This window comes from Neisseria sp. WLZKY-1 (genome assembly GCF_046546535.1).
In the GTDB taxonomy this organism is placed as follows: domain Bacteria; phylum Pseudomonadota; class Gammaproteobacteria; order Burkholderiales; family Neisseriaceae; genus Neisseria.
In genome coordinates this window covers 57,253-70,741 of record NZ_JBKGTW010000005.1, presented here as the reverse complement: position 1 = coordinate 70,741, position 13,489 = coordinate 57,253, and the positions used below count along the sequence as shown (strand labels likewise).

Below are 13,489 nucleotides of genomic sequence, written 5' to 3'. Positions count from 1 at the left end.
GTTTGTCGGAACGAAGCGGGTCGGTTTTGCGGTATCGCAAACCTGTTTTCAGACGACCTTGCATATTATACTCAAATTGAGCATAATATAAAACAGTTTGAAAAACAGACGGTAAACCTTCATGTCGTCTGAAAACCAGCTACAAGGAAACATCATGCAAACCGCCGCCCGCCGCTCGTTCGACTACGATATGCCCCTCATCCAAACGCCGACTTCCGCCTGCCAAATCCGTCAGGCGTGGGCGAAGGTTGCCGATACGCCCGACCGCGAGACGGCAGGTCGTCTGAAAGACGAAATCAAGGCTTTGCTGAAGGAGAAAAACGCGGTTTTGGTGGCGCATTATTATGTTGATCCGCTGATTCAGGATTTGGCTTTGGAAACGGGCGGATGTGTGGGCGATTCGCTGGAAATGGCGCGCTTCGGTGCGGAACATGAAGCCGGTACATTGGTGGTGGCGGGCGTGCGCTTCATGGGCGAGAGCGCGAAAATCCTCTGCCCTGAAAAAACGGTGCTGATGCCTGATTTGGAAGCGGAATGTTCTTTGGATTTGGGTTGTCCGGAAGAAGCGTTTTCGGCGTTTTGCGACCAACACCCCGACCGTACGGTGGTAGTGTACGCCAACACTTCCGCCGCCGTGAAAGCGCGTGCCGATTGGGTGGTAACGTCTTCGGTGGCGTTGGAAATCGTGTCGTATCTGAAATCGCGCGGCGAGAAACTGATTTGGGGACCCGACCGCCACCTCGGCGACTACATCCGCCGCGAAACGGACGCGGATATGCTGTTGTGGCAGGGTTCGTGCATCGTCCATAACGAATTCAAAGGGCAAGAACTGGCGGTGTTGAAAGCGGAACACCCCGACGCGGTGGTGCTGGTTCATCCCGAATCGCCGCAAAGCGTCATCGAACTGGGCGACGTGGTCGGTTCGACCAGCAAACTGCTCAAAGCCGCCGTATCGCGTCCCGAAAAAAAATTCATCGTGGCAACCGATTTAGGCATCCTGCACGAAATGCAAAAGCAGGCGCCCGACAAAGAATTTATCGCCGCACCGACGGCGGGCAACGGCGGAAGCTGCAAAAGCTGCGCGTTCTGCCCGTGGATGGCGATGAATTCGCTGGGCGGCATCAAATACGCCCTGACAAGCGGACACAACGAAATCCTGTTGGACAGAAAGCTGGGCGAAGCCGCCAAACTGCCTTTGCAGCGTATGCTCGACTTCGCGGCAGGACTCAAACGCGGGGATGTGTTCAACGGCATGGGCCCTGCCTGATTTGCCGTCAATATTGCCGTTTCAGACGACCTCTCAAACAAGGACAACACCATGCAAACCGATTGCGACGTATTGATTGCCGGAAACGGGCTGGCGGCACTGACGCTCGCCCTGTCTCTGCCTGAATCGTTCCGCATCGTCATTTTGTGCAAGAACCGGCTGGACGACACCGCAAGCCGTCATGCGCAAGGCGGGATTGCGGCGGCGTGGTCGGGAGAGGACGACATCGAAAAACACGTTGCCGATACCTTAGAAGCGGGCGCGGGTTTGTGCGACGAAGCCGCCGTCCGCGCCATCCTGTCGCAGGGCAAACCGGCAATCGAATGGCTGCTGGCGCAGGGCGTGGCGTTCGACCGGAATCATAACGACCTGCACCTGACGCGCGAAGGCGGGCATACCTGCCGCCGAATCGCCCACGTCGCCGACTACACGGGCGAAGCCGTCATGCAGAGCCTGATTGCCCAAATACGCCGCCGCCCGAACATCCGCGTTTGCGAGCGGCAGATGGCGTTGGACGTTCAAACCGAATCAGGCGCAGCGTGCGGACTGACCGTCCTCGACCGCCAAACGCAAGAAACCTACCGCATCCGCGCCCGCCATACCGTACTCGCAGGCGGCGGCCTCGGGCAAATTTACGCCGCCACCACCACACCGCCCGAATGCACGGGCGATGCCATCGCCATGGCGATACGCGCAGGCTGCGCAGTCGAAAACCTCGAATTTATCCAATTCCACCCCACAGGCTTGGCAAGGTCGTCTGAAAACGGACGCACCTTCCTGATTTCCGAAGCCGTGCGCGGCGAAGGCGGCATTCTGACCAACCAAGCGGGCGAACGGTTTATGCCGCATTACGACCGCCGCGCCGAACTCGCGCCGCGCGACATCGTTGCCCGCGCCATCGCCGCCGAAATCGCCAAACAAACGCAAGATTTCGTCTCGCTCGACATCAGCCATCAACCTGCAGAGTTCGTCCGTCAGCATTTCCCGTCCATCCATCGGCACTGCCTGTCCCAATGCGGTTTGGACATCACGCGCCAAGCCATCCCCGTCCGCCCCGTGCAACACTACACCTGCGGCGGCATCCAAACCGACCCCAGTGGCAGAACCTCCCTGCCGCAGCTCTACGCCTTAGGCGAAACCGCCTGCACAGGGCTGCACGGAGCCAACCGCCTCGCCAGCAACTCCCTGCTCGAATGCGTCGTTACCGCCAGGCTTGCCGCCCAAACCATCGCAGATGGGCAAGCGTTCCAAACCGCACCGCCCCAAAGGTCGTCTGAAAACCCCTCCGCCGGAGCAGGCATCTTTTCAGACGACCTCCAAAACACATTCAGCCGCCCCGTCCTGCAAGCGTTCAACCAACGCCATCTCGGCATCCTCCGCAACGATACCGGCCTGCGCCGCGCCATCGCCCAACTGCGGCTTTGGAAGCAAAACCAAGCCGAGCCGCACACCGCGTCCGAATACGAAAACCGCAACCTGCTCGAATGCAGCCTCGCCGTCGCCCAAGCCGCATACGCAAGGCGGCAAAACATCGGCGCGCATTTCAATACCGATTTGGCGGCATGTTTCAACTGACAGGAGCGGAAAGCGGGCTGACAGTTTTTCCCTAATGGGAAGAAGAAGCCGTCTGAAACCTTGTCTTCAGACGGCCTTTCATTAATATTGTCGGGTTTTCAACCCAAGCTACATTTCTTATTCATTGATACACAAAAGGCCGTCTGAAAACCGGATAACCCGTTTTCAGACGGCCTTTTGTCATATCAAAATATGTTTCAGACGGCCTAACGGCTCAAGTCGCGCATATCCTTCCAGCCTTTGTTGGTCTGCACCAGCGTTATGCTGCGGTTGCCGGGTTCCAGCAGGCTCTCCCAATCCTTGCCGCCCGCCTTAATCAGCTTGTCCGCCCATTTTTCCGCGTCCAATTCGGCCTGATAGGACACCTCGGACACGGTGAAACCGTTGTCGGGCGTCGGTGTGGTGAACCAGTTGATTTTGCCGATTTTCTGTTTGCCGACGCAGAATAGCGGCCCGCGTGGCGTACCGCGTGCCTGATCCGCGCCTTTTTCGGTCAGCTCGAAAACGGCGGGGGCGTTTTTGTCTTCGCCGCCCTGCGCTTTCACTTTGCGGTAGAAGCCTTCTTTGGCCAGGATTTCAACCTGTTTGGCCGCCGTTTCGTTGATGCGTTTGCCCGATACATCGCGCACGGCGTATTGCAGCAGCGGCTCGCCCACCGTCACATTGCGGAAGGCCGGCTGGCCGTCGGGCGTCTGCACGTCGAGCACCAGCGGCAGGCAGACATGGCGTCCGCCGCCCGACTCTTCCAGCGCTTTTTTAAAATTCGCTTCGCCCGCCTCGTTGCCGCTGCCGCAGGCGGCAAGCAGCAGCAGGGCGGCAGCGGGCAGGAATACGGTTTTTTTCATGTTTCTCTCCAAGGCAATATGTTTACGGAAAACGCCGCAAGCATATAGAGAATCCCGCCGCGAGGCAACCGCCGCGCGGCTTTGCTACAATCGCGGCTTTTGCGAAATAAGGAATCGGTACATGACGGTTTTATACGGCATCCCCAACTGCGGCACGGTGAAAAAAGTGCGCCTCTGGTTGCAGGAACACGGCATCGCTTACGAATTTTCCGACTTTAAAAAACAGAGGCCGTCTGAAAACCAAATCCAAGCCTGGCTGGCCGACATTCCTTTATCCGTGTTGCTCAACCGGCGCGGCACAACCTGGCGCAGACTGACGCCCGAACAGCAGGCCGCCGCCGACAATCCCGCGGCTGCCGTCGCCCTGATGGCCGCCGAACCGAGCCTGATCAAACGCCCCGTACTCGAACACGGCGGCGCCTTCCACTGCGGCTTTCAGACGGCCTTGTACGAAGAACTCTTCGCCCCGCTCCTTTCAGACGGCCGCAACCCGCCGTCTGCCGGATAGGCCGTCTGAAATGCCCAAGCTCCACCAAATCATCGAAAGCCACTGGCAGTGGCCGCGCCTGCCGCTCACCCTGCTGCTGTGGCCGCTTGCTCGCCTGTTTCAGACGGCCTCTGCCCTGCGCCGTTATCTGTACCGCACAGGCCGTCTGAAAAGCGAAAAACTGCCCGTGCCCGTAATCGTCGTCGGCAACATCCACGCGGGCGGCACGGGCAAAACGCCTGTTACCGCCGCGCTGGTCAAAGGCTTGCAGGCGCAGGGGCTGAAAGTGGGCATCGTCAGCCGCGGCTACGGGCGGCAGGGCGGCGGCGTTCACGTTTTACACCCGCGCAGCACCGCCGCCGAGGCGGGCGACGAGCCTTTGATGCTCTACCGGCAAACCGCCGCGCCCGCCGCCGTCGGCAGCCGCCGCGCCGATGCCGCCCGCGCCCTGTTGGCGGCGCATCCCGATTTGGATGCCGTTGTCGCCGACGACGGTTTGCAGCATTACGCACTGGCGCGCGACATCGAAATCGCCGTCTTCCCCGCCGCCGATTTGGCGCGGCGCAATTTGGATTTGCTGCCCAACGGCGGCCTGCGCGAGCCGATCTCCCGTCTGGCGCAGGCCGATTACGTCGTCATCAGCGGCAGCACGGACGACACCGACGCCGCGCCGCTGCGCCTGCCGCCGGAAAAAGTGTTTTTTTCAACCGTACAGACAGGCGCAATCTACCGCCTCGCCGACCCCGGCGAAACCTTCGATACAGGCCGTCTGAAAACGGGCAAAACCGCCGCCCTGGCCGCCATTGCCAAGCCCGAACGCTTTTTCCGCAGCCTGAGCGCGCTGGGTATCGTGCCCGACGAAACCGTGTCCCTGCCCGACCATGCCGCCCTGTCCGCCGCCGATCTGCCCGCAGCCGATACGGTGTTCGTCACCGAAAAAGACGCGGCCAAACTTTCAGACGGCCCCATCCCCGAAAACGTTTGGGTGCTGCCCGTTTGTGCGATAATCCGCCCCGATTTGGCGGCGCAGCTTGCAGGCCGTCTGAAAAACCCGCAACCCGTTTGCGAACCGAACGAAAGGACAACACCGTGAAAAAAAACCTGCTGGCCGCCGTGCTCTCCTGCGTCTGCGCCGCCGCCTTCGCCGCGCCGCCCACCGACGCCTCGCTGGAAAAACTGATGGAAGTGCAGCACATCGACGAGATGTGGAAAAACATGTCCGCCGCCATTCCCGACATGGCCAAGCAAATCATCGCCGACAGCGGCGAAATGAAGGCCGTGTTGGAGCGCGTACCCGAAAGCAAAAAAGAGCGGTTTGCCCAAATCACCGAAAAATTCCTGCGCGACACCGCCGCCGAAACTGCTTCACCCGCCTTTCAAGGCCGTCTGAAAAAATACGTTATGCAGGAAATGAAAGCCACCTACACGCAGGAAGAAGTGGACGCCATGACCGCCTTCTTCGGCACACCCGTCGGCCAGTCGATACTCGGCAAACAGGTCGGCTTCGCCAAAAAAATCATGCCGCAGGTGATGAAAATGACGCAGGAAACCACCGCCCGCCACGCCCGCGCCTACATCAAAGAACTCGAGCGCCTCTCCGCCCGCCCCGAAAAATAAGGAATCCGCCATGGAACAAAAATACTTCGACATCCTCGTCTGCCCCGTTACCAAAGGCAGACTCGAATACCGCCGCGACAAACAGGAGCTGTGGAGCCGCCAGGCCAAACTCGCCTTCCCGATTAAAGACGGCATCCCCTATATGCTCGAAAGCGAAGCGCGCGAACTGAGCGAAGAGGAGCTGGCCGCATGAACACCGAATTCACCGTTATCATCCCCGCCCGCCTCTCGTCCAGCCGCCTGCCGCGCAAAGCGCTGGCCGACATCGGCGGCAAACCGATGGTCGTGCGCGTCGCCGAACAGGCAGGCAAAAGCGGCGCGGCGCGCATCGTCGTCGCCACCGACGCCGCCGAAATTCAGACGGCCTGCCAAGCGCACGGCATCGAAACCGTGCTCACCGCCGAAAGCCACGAAAGCGGCACCACCCGCCTGGCCGAAGCCGCACAAATCCTCGGCCTGCCGCCGCAAACCGTCGTCGTCAACGTGCAGGGCGACGAGCCGCTGATCGATCCCGAACTCATCCGCCAAACCGCCGCCGCCCTTGCCGACGGCCGGGCACCGATGGCCACCGCCGCCCACGAAATCAACGATTTCGACGAATTCCTCAACCCCAACGTCGTCAAAGTCGTGCCCAACGCGCAGGGGCAGGCACTCTATTTCAGCCGCGCCCCCATCGCCTACCCGCGCGACACCATGCGCGCCGGAGAACGCAAACTGCCGCAGCCCCTGCCGCTGCGCCACATCGGCATCTACGCCTACCGCGCCGGATTTTTGCAGGAATACGCCGCCATGCCGCCCTCGCCCTTGGAGCACACCGAATCGCTGGAACAACTGCGCGTTCTCTGGCACGGCCGCGCCATCGCCGTCGGCATCACCGCCCAAGCCCCCGCCCCCGGCGTCGACACCCAAGAAGACCTCGAACGCGTGCGGCAGATTTTTCAGACGGCCTGAACCGTGCAGGCAGATAAAAAGGCCGTCTGAAAAGCAAGGCAGACGGTACGCCGGTTTTCAGAAACGTCATTCCCGCACAGGCGGGAACGGCCTCCCGCCAAACCGCGTCTTCAACCCAATCAAATGCTTAGTGAACCATGCTACTCTTTATCGACAACTACGACAGCTTCACCTACAACATCGTCCAATACTTCGGCGAACTCGGACAAGAAGTGCTGGTACGCAGCAACGACGGCATCACCCTTGAAGAAATCGCCGCCCTCGCGCCGCAGTATCTCGTGATCGGCCCCGGCCCCTGCTCGCCCAAAGAAGCGGGCGTGTCGGTGGAGGCGATACGCTATTTCGCGGGCAGGCTGCCTGTTTTGGGCGTGTGCCTCGGCCACCAGGCCATAGGCGAAGCCTTCGGCGGCCGCGTCGTGCGCGCCCAAGAGCTGATGCACGGCAAAGTCTCGCCCGTCTACCACAACAACGGCGGCGTCTTCGCCAATCTGCCCAACCCCGTTACCTGCACGCGCTACCACAGCCTCGCCGTCGAACGCGCAAGCCTGCCCGACTGCCTCGAAATCTCCGCATGGACGCAGGACGGCGAAATCATGGGGCTGCGCCACAAAGAATACGCCGTCGAAGGCGTGCAGTTCCACCCCGAAGCCCTGCTCACCGAACACGGCCACGACATGCTCGCCAACTTCCTGCGCGAATTTGCCGCCTTCCAAGCGCAACGCTAAACTTTTTTTCAGACGGCCTCAAACATACTTTGAGGCCGTTTGAAACATTCCGTCCGCCCACTTTTGCCGAACCATGAACTACGCCCTCGACGCCCTCTGGTGGCGGCTCGCCGACCCGCACGTCCGCGCCCTTGCCGCCGTCCTCACTGCCCCCGCCCCGTGGCACAGCGGCTGCGAGCTGCCCGTGCGCACCCTGCTGGGTGGACACGGCTTCCGCTATCTTTTGGCTTTGGACGACGACCCCGCGCCGCTTGTCGTCCGTCTCGCCGCCGACGCCCCGCACCACGGCCGCCTCGGCCGCTACGCCGAAAGCCTGCTCGCCTTCTGGCTGGACACCGCCCCGCACAGCCGCCTGATCGCCCGCAACCTCCGCCTTTCAGACGGCCTGAACACGGCTGGCGAGCTTGATTTCATCGCCGAACTCGACGGCACACCTTACCACATCGAACTGGCCTGCAAATACTACGGCGCGGCCGACGGCGGATACGACAGCTTCGTCGGCCTCAACCCGCAAGACAGCCTTGCCGCCAAAGCCGCCAAGCTGCAACACCAGCTTGCCGCCGCGCAGGGCAGGGCAGGGCGGGCGGCACTGGCCGCAGCGGGCATCCACACTGCACCGCGCAGCGTCAGCATCCTGCGCGGCACCCTGTTCGCCCCCGCCTCCACCGTTTGGCAGAGCCCGCTCAACCCGTTGGGCTGGCACGGCCTTTATTTCGACCAATGGCCGTCTGAAAACGGGTTTTCAGACGGCCTGCGCTACACCCGCCTGCCACGCCTGTCCTACCTCGCCCCCGCACGGGTGCGCGAAGATGAAACGCAAGACTGGCGGCAAATCCGCCAAGAACCGCACGGCCTCTTCGCCGCCCTCGAACGCCGCCCCGACGGCTTCTGGCACGAAACCGTGCGGATAATGAAACGCGGCTGAACGCAGCCGTGCTAGGGCGTGTTGACATTCAACTTTTGAAGCGGATTTTTTGGCATAAAACGGCAGATGCAAGGCGAAAATGCGAGCCTATGCCGCCCATAGGCGAGTATTTTCAACGCGGCAGATGCCGTTTTAGGACGGAAAAGCCGCCAAAATGTTGATTGTCAACACGCCCTAAGGCAGGCGTTGCCGCACACAACAGTATTTTTGACCCACCCCCGAACGGTTTGAATGCATCATGAAAACCCTCGAATTTACCTGCGGCGGCCTGCTGATGTTGTGGCCGACGCCAGAAGTTCGGCAATCCAGCGGCATTTCCCTGATTCAAATCCGCCTGAACGCGCAGCAGGCAGACCGTCTGAAACCTCTTATCGGCGCTTTTGTGCCGTCGTAACGCAGGCCGTCGGCAAACAAAAAGGCCGTCTGAAAAGCAGCAAAATGCTTTTCAGACGGCCTTTTTGTTTTTCAGACGGCCTTACGGGCAAAGGCCGTCTGAAATCGGTTTTACTCCGCCGAATATTCGATGCTGCCGTCTGTGCGTTGGACGATGATGCCGATGCAGCCTGCGGACGGGCAGATAAAGACGAAGCGGTAGGCGTCGTCTGTGAAGTCTTCCAGCCACGGGTATTCGTCCAGCCAGCTTTGCGGAGCTTGGCGGGACGGGCAGGTGTAGACGTCGAGGATGATGTTTTGTTCGGTCAGCGTTTCCAGCAGGAAGGAGACGGTGGCGGTGAGATGCAGGGTACCGCCGTCGAGGAAGATGTCCAATGTTTCCTGCTGCGGGTGGTGGCGGGCGCCGAGGATTTTGCGGTCGTGCAAATCGGGGGAGAAGCTGTTCATTGTTCGCTCCGCTGGAACTTTGCTTTCAGACGGCCTTTTTGCCGTGGCGGCTTTTGCGTTTTTTCGCGGGGGCGGAAACCGGATGGCGTTCGGCGAGCCAGGTGAAGGCTTCGGCGGCGGCCTGCTGTTCGGCGGCGCGGCGGCTGGATGCTTCGGCGGTGGAGATGAAGCCGAGTTCGCCCAAGTCGCAGGAAACGGTAAAACGGGCGTCGCTGCCTTCGCCTTCCTGATGTTCGATGCGGTATTTGGGCAGGGCGAAGCGGTGTGCCTGCAAGGCTTCCTGCAAACGGGTTTTGGCGTCTTTGGCTTCGGTTTCGCCGCAGTCGGCGGATCGGACGCGCTCGGCAAACAAGCGGCGGACGACGGCTTCGGCGGCGGCAAAATCTGCGTCGAAGCTGACGGCGGCAAACAGGGCTTCGAGGGCGTCGGCGAGGATGGAAGGCCGTCTGAAACCGCCGCTTTTGAGTTCGCCCGCGCCCAGAAGCAGGCCGTCGCCCAGGCCGATGGTGGCGGCGGTTTCGGCCAGCGTGTCTTGGTTGACGAGGTTGGCTCTGAGGCGGGAGAGGCGGCCTTCGGGCAGGTCGGGATAGGCGTCGAACAGCATTTTGGCGACGGTGTAGTTGAGGATGGAGTCGCCGACAAACTCGAAGCGCTCGTTGTGGGCCGACGAGTGGCTGCGGTGGGTGAGGGCGCGCAAGAGCAGGGCGGGATCGGCGAAGCGGTGGCCGATTTTGTCTTCGATGCGGCGCAGGGCGGCGGCGTGGAGGGTTTTGTTCATGGTATTTGGAGCGGTTTTTAACCGGGTTGGAACATGACTTTCAGACGGCCTTTTGCGGGTGAAAAGGCCGTCTGAAAGCGTGTCGGAAAAAGGCGGCATTGTAGCGGATTAGTCTGCCGTGGTCTTGCGCGCTCTACTGTATAATCGCGCCTTTTTCACAAGGGCGGGGCAGGGTATGGAACGGATTTGGCAGGCGGGGCGGTTTGAATTGGATTTGGCCGCGCCGAAAATCATGGGTATTGTGAACGTGACGCCCGATTCGTTTTCCGACGGCGGCACTTATGCGGCGGACGTGAAAAACACGCTCGCGCACGCGGAAAAGCTGCTGCGCGGCGGCGCGGACATTTTGGACGTGGGCGGCGAATCGACGCGGCCGGGCGCGGATTTCGTGCCGGTGGAAGAGGAATGGCGGCGGCTGTCGGCGGTGTTGCCCGAGCTGGTGAAATGGAATGTGCCGCTCAGCGTGGACACGCGGCGCACGGAGATTATGCGGCTGCTGCTGGATGCGGGCTGGGCGGACGTGATTAATGATGTGCAGGCGCTGGAAGACGCGGGCGCAGCGGCGCTTTTGGCGCGGCATCCGACGGTCGGCGTCTGCCTGATGCACATGAAGGGTTTGCCGCAGACGATGCAGGACAATCCCGCCTACGGCGATGTGGTGGCGGAAGTGGCGGCCTATCTGAACGAACGCGTGGCGGCCTGCGAAGCGGCGGGCATTGCGCGGCGGCGGCTGGTGCTCGATCCGGGTTTCGGTTTCGGCAAAACGCTGGAACACAATACCGCGCTGATGCGCGGCCTGCGGTTGCTGGCGCAGGAATGCGGCCTGCCGCTTTTGATCGGCGTGTCGCGCAAACGCATGATAGGCGCGCTGACGGGTGAAGAGAGACCGTCTGAACGGGCGGCGGGCAGCGTGGCGGCGGCGCTGGCGGCGCTGTCGCGCGGCGCAAACATCCTGCGCGTGCACGATGTGAAGGAAACCGCCGACGCGCTGAAAGTGTGGGCGGCGCTGGGTGGGGATTTGGCTTGACGGGATATGAGGCCGTCTGAAAAGCCTTTCAGACGGCCTCCGATGCGCAAAGACCAAGAAAGCGTGGTGCATGGCTCAATATGGCGGTTTATTACGCGATTAACTGCTGTTTTTCAAAATTATTTTTCCGTTTTCATTCTATATTTTCATTCTATAAAAAAGGAGCAGAATCATGGCTAAAAAATATTTCGGCACCGACGGCGTGCGCGGCGAGGTGGGCAAATTTCCGATTACCCCCGATTTCGTGTTGAAACTGGGCTATGCCGCCGGGCGCGTGCTGGTAAAACACGACGGCAAGGGCAGGCCGACGGTGATTATCGGCAAGGACACGCGCATTTCCGGTTATATGCTGGAAGCGGCGTTGGTGGCGGGCTTTACCTCGGCAGGCGTCAACGTTATCCAAACCGGCCCGCTGCCCACGCCCGGCATCGCCTATCTGACGCGCGCGCTGCGGCTGGCGGCGGGCGTGATGATTTCCGCCTCGCACAACGGCTATGCCGACAACGGCATCAAGTTTTTTGCTGAAGGCGGCGTGAAGCTGTCCGACAAAATCGAGCTGGAAATCGAGGCCGAATTGGACAAAACGGCGCAAACCGAGCATTCCGACCGCCTCGGCCGCGCCCGCCGCATCAACGGTGCCGACGACCGCTACATCGAGTTCTGCAAATCCACCTTCCCCAACCATTTCGACCTGCGCGGCCTGAAACTGGTGGTAGACAGTGCCAACGGCGCGGGCTACGGCGTCGCGCCGAAAGTGTTCCACGAGCTGGGCGCGGAAGTGGTAAGCATCGCCGACGAACCCAACGGCTACAACATCAACGAGCGCTGCGGCGCAACCTATGCGAAAAACCTGCAGGCCGCCGTTTTGCAGAACGAAGCCGACTACGGCATCGCCCTCGACGGCGACGGCGACCGCCTGCTGATGGCCGACAAAAACGGCCGCGTCTACGACGGCGACAAACTCATCTACGTGATCGCCAAAGCCCGCGCGCAGGAAGGGCTGCCGTTGGGCGGCGTGGTCGGCACGGTCATGACCAATATGGCGATGGAGCTGGCCTTGCAGGAAAAAAACATCCCCTTCGCACGCGCCAAAGTCGGCGACCGCTACGTGCTCGAACAATTGCACGAGCGCGGCTGGCTGGTGGGCGGCGAGGCTTCCGGCCATGTGCTGTGCATGGACAAACACAACACGGGCGACGGCATCATCTCCGCCCTGCAAGTGTTCGCCGCCCTGCAAATTCTGGGGCAGGACTTGGAAACGGCGGTGGACTGGAAAGCCTTTCCGCAAACCATGATCAACGTGCGCATCGAAAAAGGGCGCGACTGGCAGGGCGCGTCGGCCGCCGTGCTGGCCGAAGTGGAGCAGAGCCTTGCGGGCGAAGGCCGCGTGGTGCTGCGCGCATCGGGCACCGAGCCGGTAGTGCGCGTGATGGTCGAAGCACGCCGCGCCGACGCCGCCAAACAGGGCGCGGAGAAAATCGCCGACGCCATCCGCCAAGCGGCCGGATAAGGCCGTTCCCGCCTGCGCGGGAATGACGTTTCTGAAACAGGCCGTCTGAACCGCGCAGCTGTGCGGCGCAGACGGTTTTTCTGCGCGGATTTGCTGCTGCGCCCGCAGGGCTAAACGGTGTAAAAACGGCGCGCCGCGCGGCTTGTGATACGGTATAATCCGCCGCTTCTTTCAGACGGCCTGATGCCGCGCGGCATCAGGTTTCGGTTTTTCGACAACGCCCGACAGGAAACAGGATTTATGGCTGCCTTTTTAGAAAGTTTCTTCCTCCAATACGGATACGCAGCCGTGTTCTCGGTGCTCATCGCCTGCGGTTTCGGCGTGCCCATCCCCGAAGACATCACCCTCGTTACCGGCGGCATCATCTCCGGCCTCGGCTACACCGACGTGCACATCATGGTGGCCGTGGGCATGGCGGGCGTCTTGGCGGGCGACGGGCTGGTGTTTGCCGCCGGACGCATCTGGGGCGACAACATCCTCAAATTCAAACCCATCGCCCGCGTCATGACGCCCAAACGCTACGCGCAGGTGGAAGAAAAATTTGAAAAATACGGCAACTGGGTGCTCTTCGTCGCCCGCTTCCTGCCCGGCCTGCGCACGCCCATCTATATGACTGCCGGCATCAGCGGCAAAGTGTCCGTTTTGCGTTTTATCGTTATGGACGGCCTCGCCGCCCTGATTTCCGTGCCCATCTGGGTCTATCTCGGCGACTACGGCGCCACCAACCGCGAATGGCTGATGAAAACCGTCCACCAACTGCAACACGGTCTGTTTGCCGCCATCGGCATCGGCGCGGCCGTTATCGGCTGGTTTTGGTGGAAAAAACGCACCCGCATTCGCTTTTACCGCGAAAAACTGGCCGAATCCCGCGCCAAACGCAAAGCCGCCAAGGCGGAGAAAAAAGCGGCGAAACAAAACGCCGACAAAAAATAACCCGGAAAA

Annotated in this window: 16 protein-coding genes; 13 read left to right on the top strand and 3 right to left on the bottom strand. The window is 61.1% G+C overall.

All coding sequences use genetic code 11. From position 1 onward, the window contains the following. Nucleotides 1-154: 154 nt before the first annotated feature. Both nadA and nadB read left to right on the top strand, forming a co-directional pair. The gene (nadA, locus tag ACLD9W_RS02980) at nucleotides 155-1,267 is read left to right on the top strand and encodes a quinolinate synthase NadA (protein WP_410840627.1); all 1,113 of its coding nucleotides are present in this window, start codon (nucleotides 155-157) and stop codon (nucleotides 1,265-1,267) included. A gap of 51 nt (nucleotides 1,268-1,318) precedes the next feature. Next, on the top strand, nucleotides 1,319-2,842 hold the full coding sequence (gene nadB, locus ACLD9W_RS02975) for an L-aspartate oxidase (protein WP_410840626.1): 1,524 nt from the start codon (nucleotides 1,319-1,321) through the stop codon (nucleotides 2,840-2,842). Between the two features lie 206 nt (nucleotides 2,843-3,048). Here the strand turns inward: nadB and ACLD9W_RS02970 are convergent, their stop codons facing one another. Further along, nucleotides 3,049-3,687 (bottom strand): hypothetical protein, encoded by a 639-nt coding sequence (locus tag ACLD9W_RS02970; RefSeq protein ID WP_410840625.1) that lies wholly within the window; start codon nucleotides 3,685-3,687, stop codon nucleotides 3,049-3,051. Nucleotides 3,688-3,808: 121 nt separating this feature from the next. On the opposite strand from ACLD9W_RS02970, the gene ACLD9W_RS02965 reads away from it, so the two are divergent. The 8 genes from ACLD9W_RS02965 (at nucleotide 3,809) to ACLD9W_RS02930 (ending at nucleotide 8,786) form a co-directional block, all read left to right on the top strand. Beyond that, nucleotides 3,809-4,195 (top strand): Spx/MgsR family RNA polymerase-binding regulatory protein, encoded by a 387-nt coding sequence (locus ACLD9W_RS02965; protein WP_410840624.1) that lies wholly within the window; start codon nucleotides 3,809-3,811, stop codon nucleotides 4,193-4,195. Nucleotides 4,196-4,205: 10 nt separating this feature from the next. After that, complete coding sequence (gene lpxK / locus ACLD9W_RS02960) at nucleotides 4,206-5,267, top strand: tetraacyldisaccharide 4'-kinase (protein WP_410840623.1); 1,062 nt, start codon at nucleotides 4,206-4,208, stop codon at nucleotides 5,265-5,267. Next, a complete protein-coding gene (locus ACLD9W_RS02955; protein WP_410840622.1) occupies nucleotides 5,264-5,791 on the top strand; it encodes a DUF2059 domain-containing protein in 528 nt (175 codons plus the stop codon). The genes lpxK and ACLD9W_RS02955 overlap by 4 nt, the downstream gene beginning before the upstream one ends. A gap of 10 nt (nucleotides 5,792-5,801) precedes the next feature. Further along, nucleotides 5,802-5,984, top strand: a complete 183-nt coding sequence (locus ACLD9W_RS02950) for a Trm112 family protein (protein ID WP_395429540.1) — start codon at nucleotides 5,802-5,804, stop codon at nucleotides 5,982-5,984. Further along, nucleotides 5,981-6,742, top strand: a complete 762-nt coding sequence (kdsB, locus tag ACLD9W_RS02945; protein WP_410840621.1) for a 3-deoxy-manno-octulosonate cytidylyltransferase — start codon at nucleotides 5,981-5,983, stop codon at nucleotides 6,740-6,742. Before ACLD9W_RS02950 ends, kdsB begins: the two co-directional genes overlap by 4 nt. A gap of 137 nt (nucleotides 6,743-6,879) precedes the next feature. Beyond that, the gene (locus ACLD9W_RS02940) at nucleotides 6,880-7,467 is read left to right on the top strand and encodes an aminodeoxychorismate/anthranilate synthase component II (RefSeq protein WP_410840620.1); all 588 of its coding nucleotides are present in this window, start codon (nucleotides 6,880-6,882) and stop codon (nucleotides 7,465-7,467) included. Between the two features lie 73 nt (nucleotides 7,468-7,540). Beyond that, complete coding sequence (locus ACLD9W_RS02935; protein WP_410840619.1) at nucleotides 7,541-8,392, top strand: DUF1853 family protein; 852 nt, start codon at nucleotides 7,541-7,543, stop codon at nucleotides 8,390-8,392. A gap of 238 nt (nucleotides 8,393-8,630) precedes the next feature. Beyond that, nucleotides 8,631-8,786: a hypothetical protein gene (locus ACLD9W_RS02930; protein WP_410840618.1), complete on the top strand. Its 156-nt coding sequence runs from the start codon at nucleotides 8,631-8,633 to the stop codon at nucleotides 8,784-8,786. A gap of 110 nt (nucleotides 8,787-8,896) precedes the next feature. Here ACLD9W_RS02930 and ACLD9W_RS02925 read toward each other — a convergent pair whose 3' ends face one another. Beyond that, on the bottom strand, nucleotides 8,897-9,232 hold the full coding sequence (locus ACLD9W_RS02925; protein WP_410840617.1) for a hypothetical protein: 336 nt from the start codon (nucleotides 9,230-9,232) through the stop codon (nucleotides 8,897-8,899). Between the two features lie 25 nt (nucleotides 9,233-9,257). Beyond that, nucleotides 9,258-10,010, bottom strand: coding sequence for a ribonuclease III (gene rnc / locus ACLD9W_RS02920; RefSeq protein WP_410840616.1), 753 nt, complete (start codon nucleotides 10,008-10,010; stop codon nucleotides 9,258-9,260). A 175-nt stretch (nucleotides 10,011-10,185) separates the two neighbouring features. Between rnc and folP the strand changes: the two genes are divergently transcribed. From folP to ACLD9W_RS02905, 3 genes are all read left to right on the top strand, one after another. Further along, complete coding sequence (gene folP / locus ACLD9W_RS02915) at nucleotides 10,186-11,037, top strand: dihydropteroate synthase (protein ID WP_410840615.1); 852 nt, start codon at nucleotides 10,186-10,188, stop codon at nucleotides 11,035-11,037. 172 nt (nucleotides 11,038-11,209) lie between these two features. After that, nucleotides 11,210-12,547, top strand: coding sequence for a phosphoglucosamine mutase (gene glmM, locus ACLD9W_RS02910; protein ID WP_036495708.1), 1,338 nt, complete (start codon nucleotides 11,210-11,212; stop codon nucleotides 12,545-12,547). A gap of 240 nt (nucleotides 12,548-12,787) precedes the next feature. Next, the gene (locus tag ACLD9W_RS02905) at nucleotides 12,788-13,480 is read left to right on the top strand and encodes a DedA family protein (protein ID WP_410840614.1); all 693 of its coding nucleotides are present in this window, start codon (nucleotides 12,788-12,790) and stop codon (nucleotides 13,478-13,480) included. The last annotated feature ends 9 nt before the right edge of the window (nucleotides 13,481-13,489 follow it).

What these genes read in the sequence shown, in the direction of transcription:
- ACLD9W_RS02905 (WP_410840614.1), top strand. Translation starts at nt 12,788, where the DNA reads ATGGCTGCCTTTTTAGAAAGTTTCTTCCTCCAATACGGATACGCAGCC.
- ACLD9W_RS02970 (WP_410840625.1), bottom strand. Translation starts at nt 3,687, where the DNA reads ATGAAAAAAACCGTATTCCTGCCCGCTGCCGCCCTGCTGCTGCTTGCC.
- ACLD9W_RS02940 (WP_410840620.1), top strand. Translation starts at nt 6,880, where the DNA reads ATGCTACTCTTTATCGACAACTACGACAGCTTCACCTACAACATCGTC.
- lpxK (WP_410840623.1), top strand. Translation starts at nt 4,206, where the DNA reads ATGCCCAAGCTCCACCAAATCATCGAAAGCCACTGGCAGTGGCCGCGC.
- nadA (WP_410840627.1), top strand. Translation starts at nt 155, where the DNA reads ATGCAAACCGCCGCCCGCCGCTCGTTCGACTACGATATGCCCCTCATC.
- ACLD9W_RS02950 (WP_395429540.1), top strand. Translation starts at nt 5,802, where the DNA reads ATGGAACAAAAATACTTCGACATCCTCGTCTGCCCCGTTACCAAAGGC.
- ACLD9W_RS02935 (WP_410840619.1), top strand. Translation starts at nt 7,541, where the DNA reads ATGAACTACGCCCTCGACGCCCTCTGGTGGCGGCTCGCCGACCCGCAC.
- glmM (WP_036495708.1), top strand. Translation starts at nt 11,210, where the DNA reads ATGGCTAAAAAATATTTCGGCACCGACGGCGTGCGCGGCGAGGTGGGC.
- rnc (WP_410840616.1), bottom strand. Translation starts at nt 10,010, where the DNA reads ATGAACAAAACCCTCCACGCCGCCGCCCTGCGCCGCATCGAAGACAAA.
- folP (WP_410840615.1), top strand. Translation starts at nt 10,186, where the DNA reads ATGGAACGGATTTGGCAGGCGGGGCGGTTTGAATTGGATTTGGCCGCG.
- nadB (WP_410840626.1), top strand. Translation starts at nt 1,319, where the DNA reads ATGCAAACCGATTGCGACGTATTGATTGCCGGAAACGGGCTGGCGGCA.
- ACLD9W_RS02965 (WP_410840624.1), top strand. Translation starts at nt 3,809, where the DNA reads ATGACGGTTTTATACGGCATCCCCAACTGCGGCACGGTGAAAAAAGTG.
- kdsB (WP_410840621.1), top strand. Translation starts at nt 5,981, where the DNA reads ATGAACACCGAATTCACCGTTATCATCCCCGCCCGCCTCTCGTCCAGC.
- ACLD9W_RS02925 (WP_410840617.1), bottom strand. Translation starts at nt 9,232, where the DNA reads ATGAACAGCTTCTCCCCCGATTTGCACGACCGCAAAATCCTCGGCGCC.
- ACLD9W_RS02930 (WP_410840618.1), top strand. Translation starts at nt 8,631, where the DNA reads ATGAAAACCCTCGAATTTACCTGCGGCGGCCTGCTGATGTTGTGGCCG.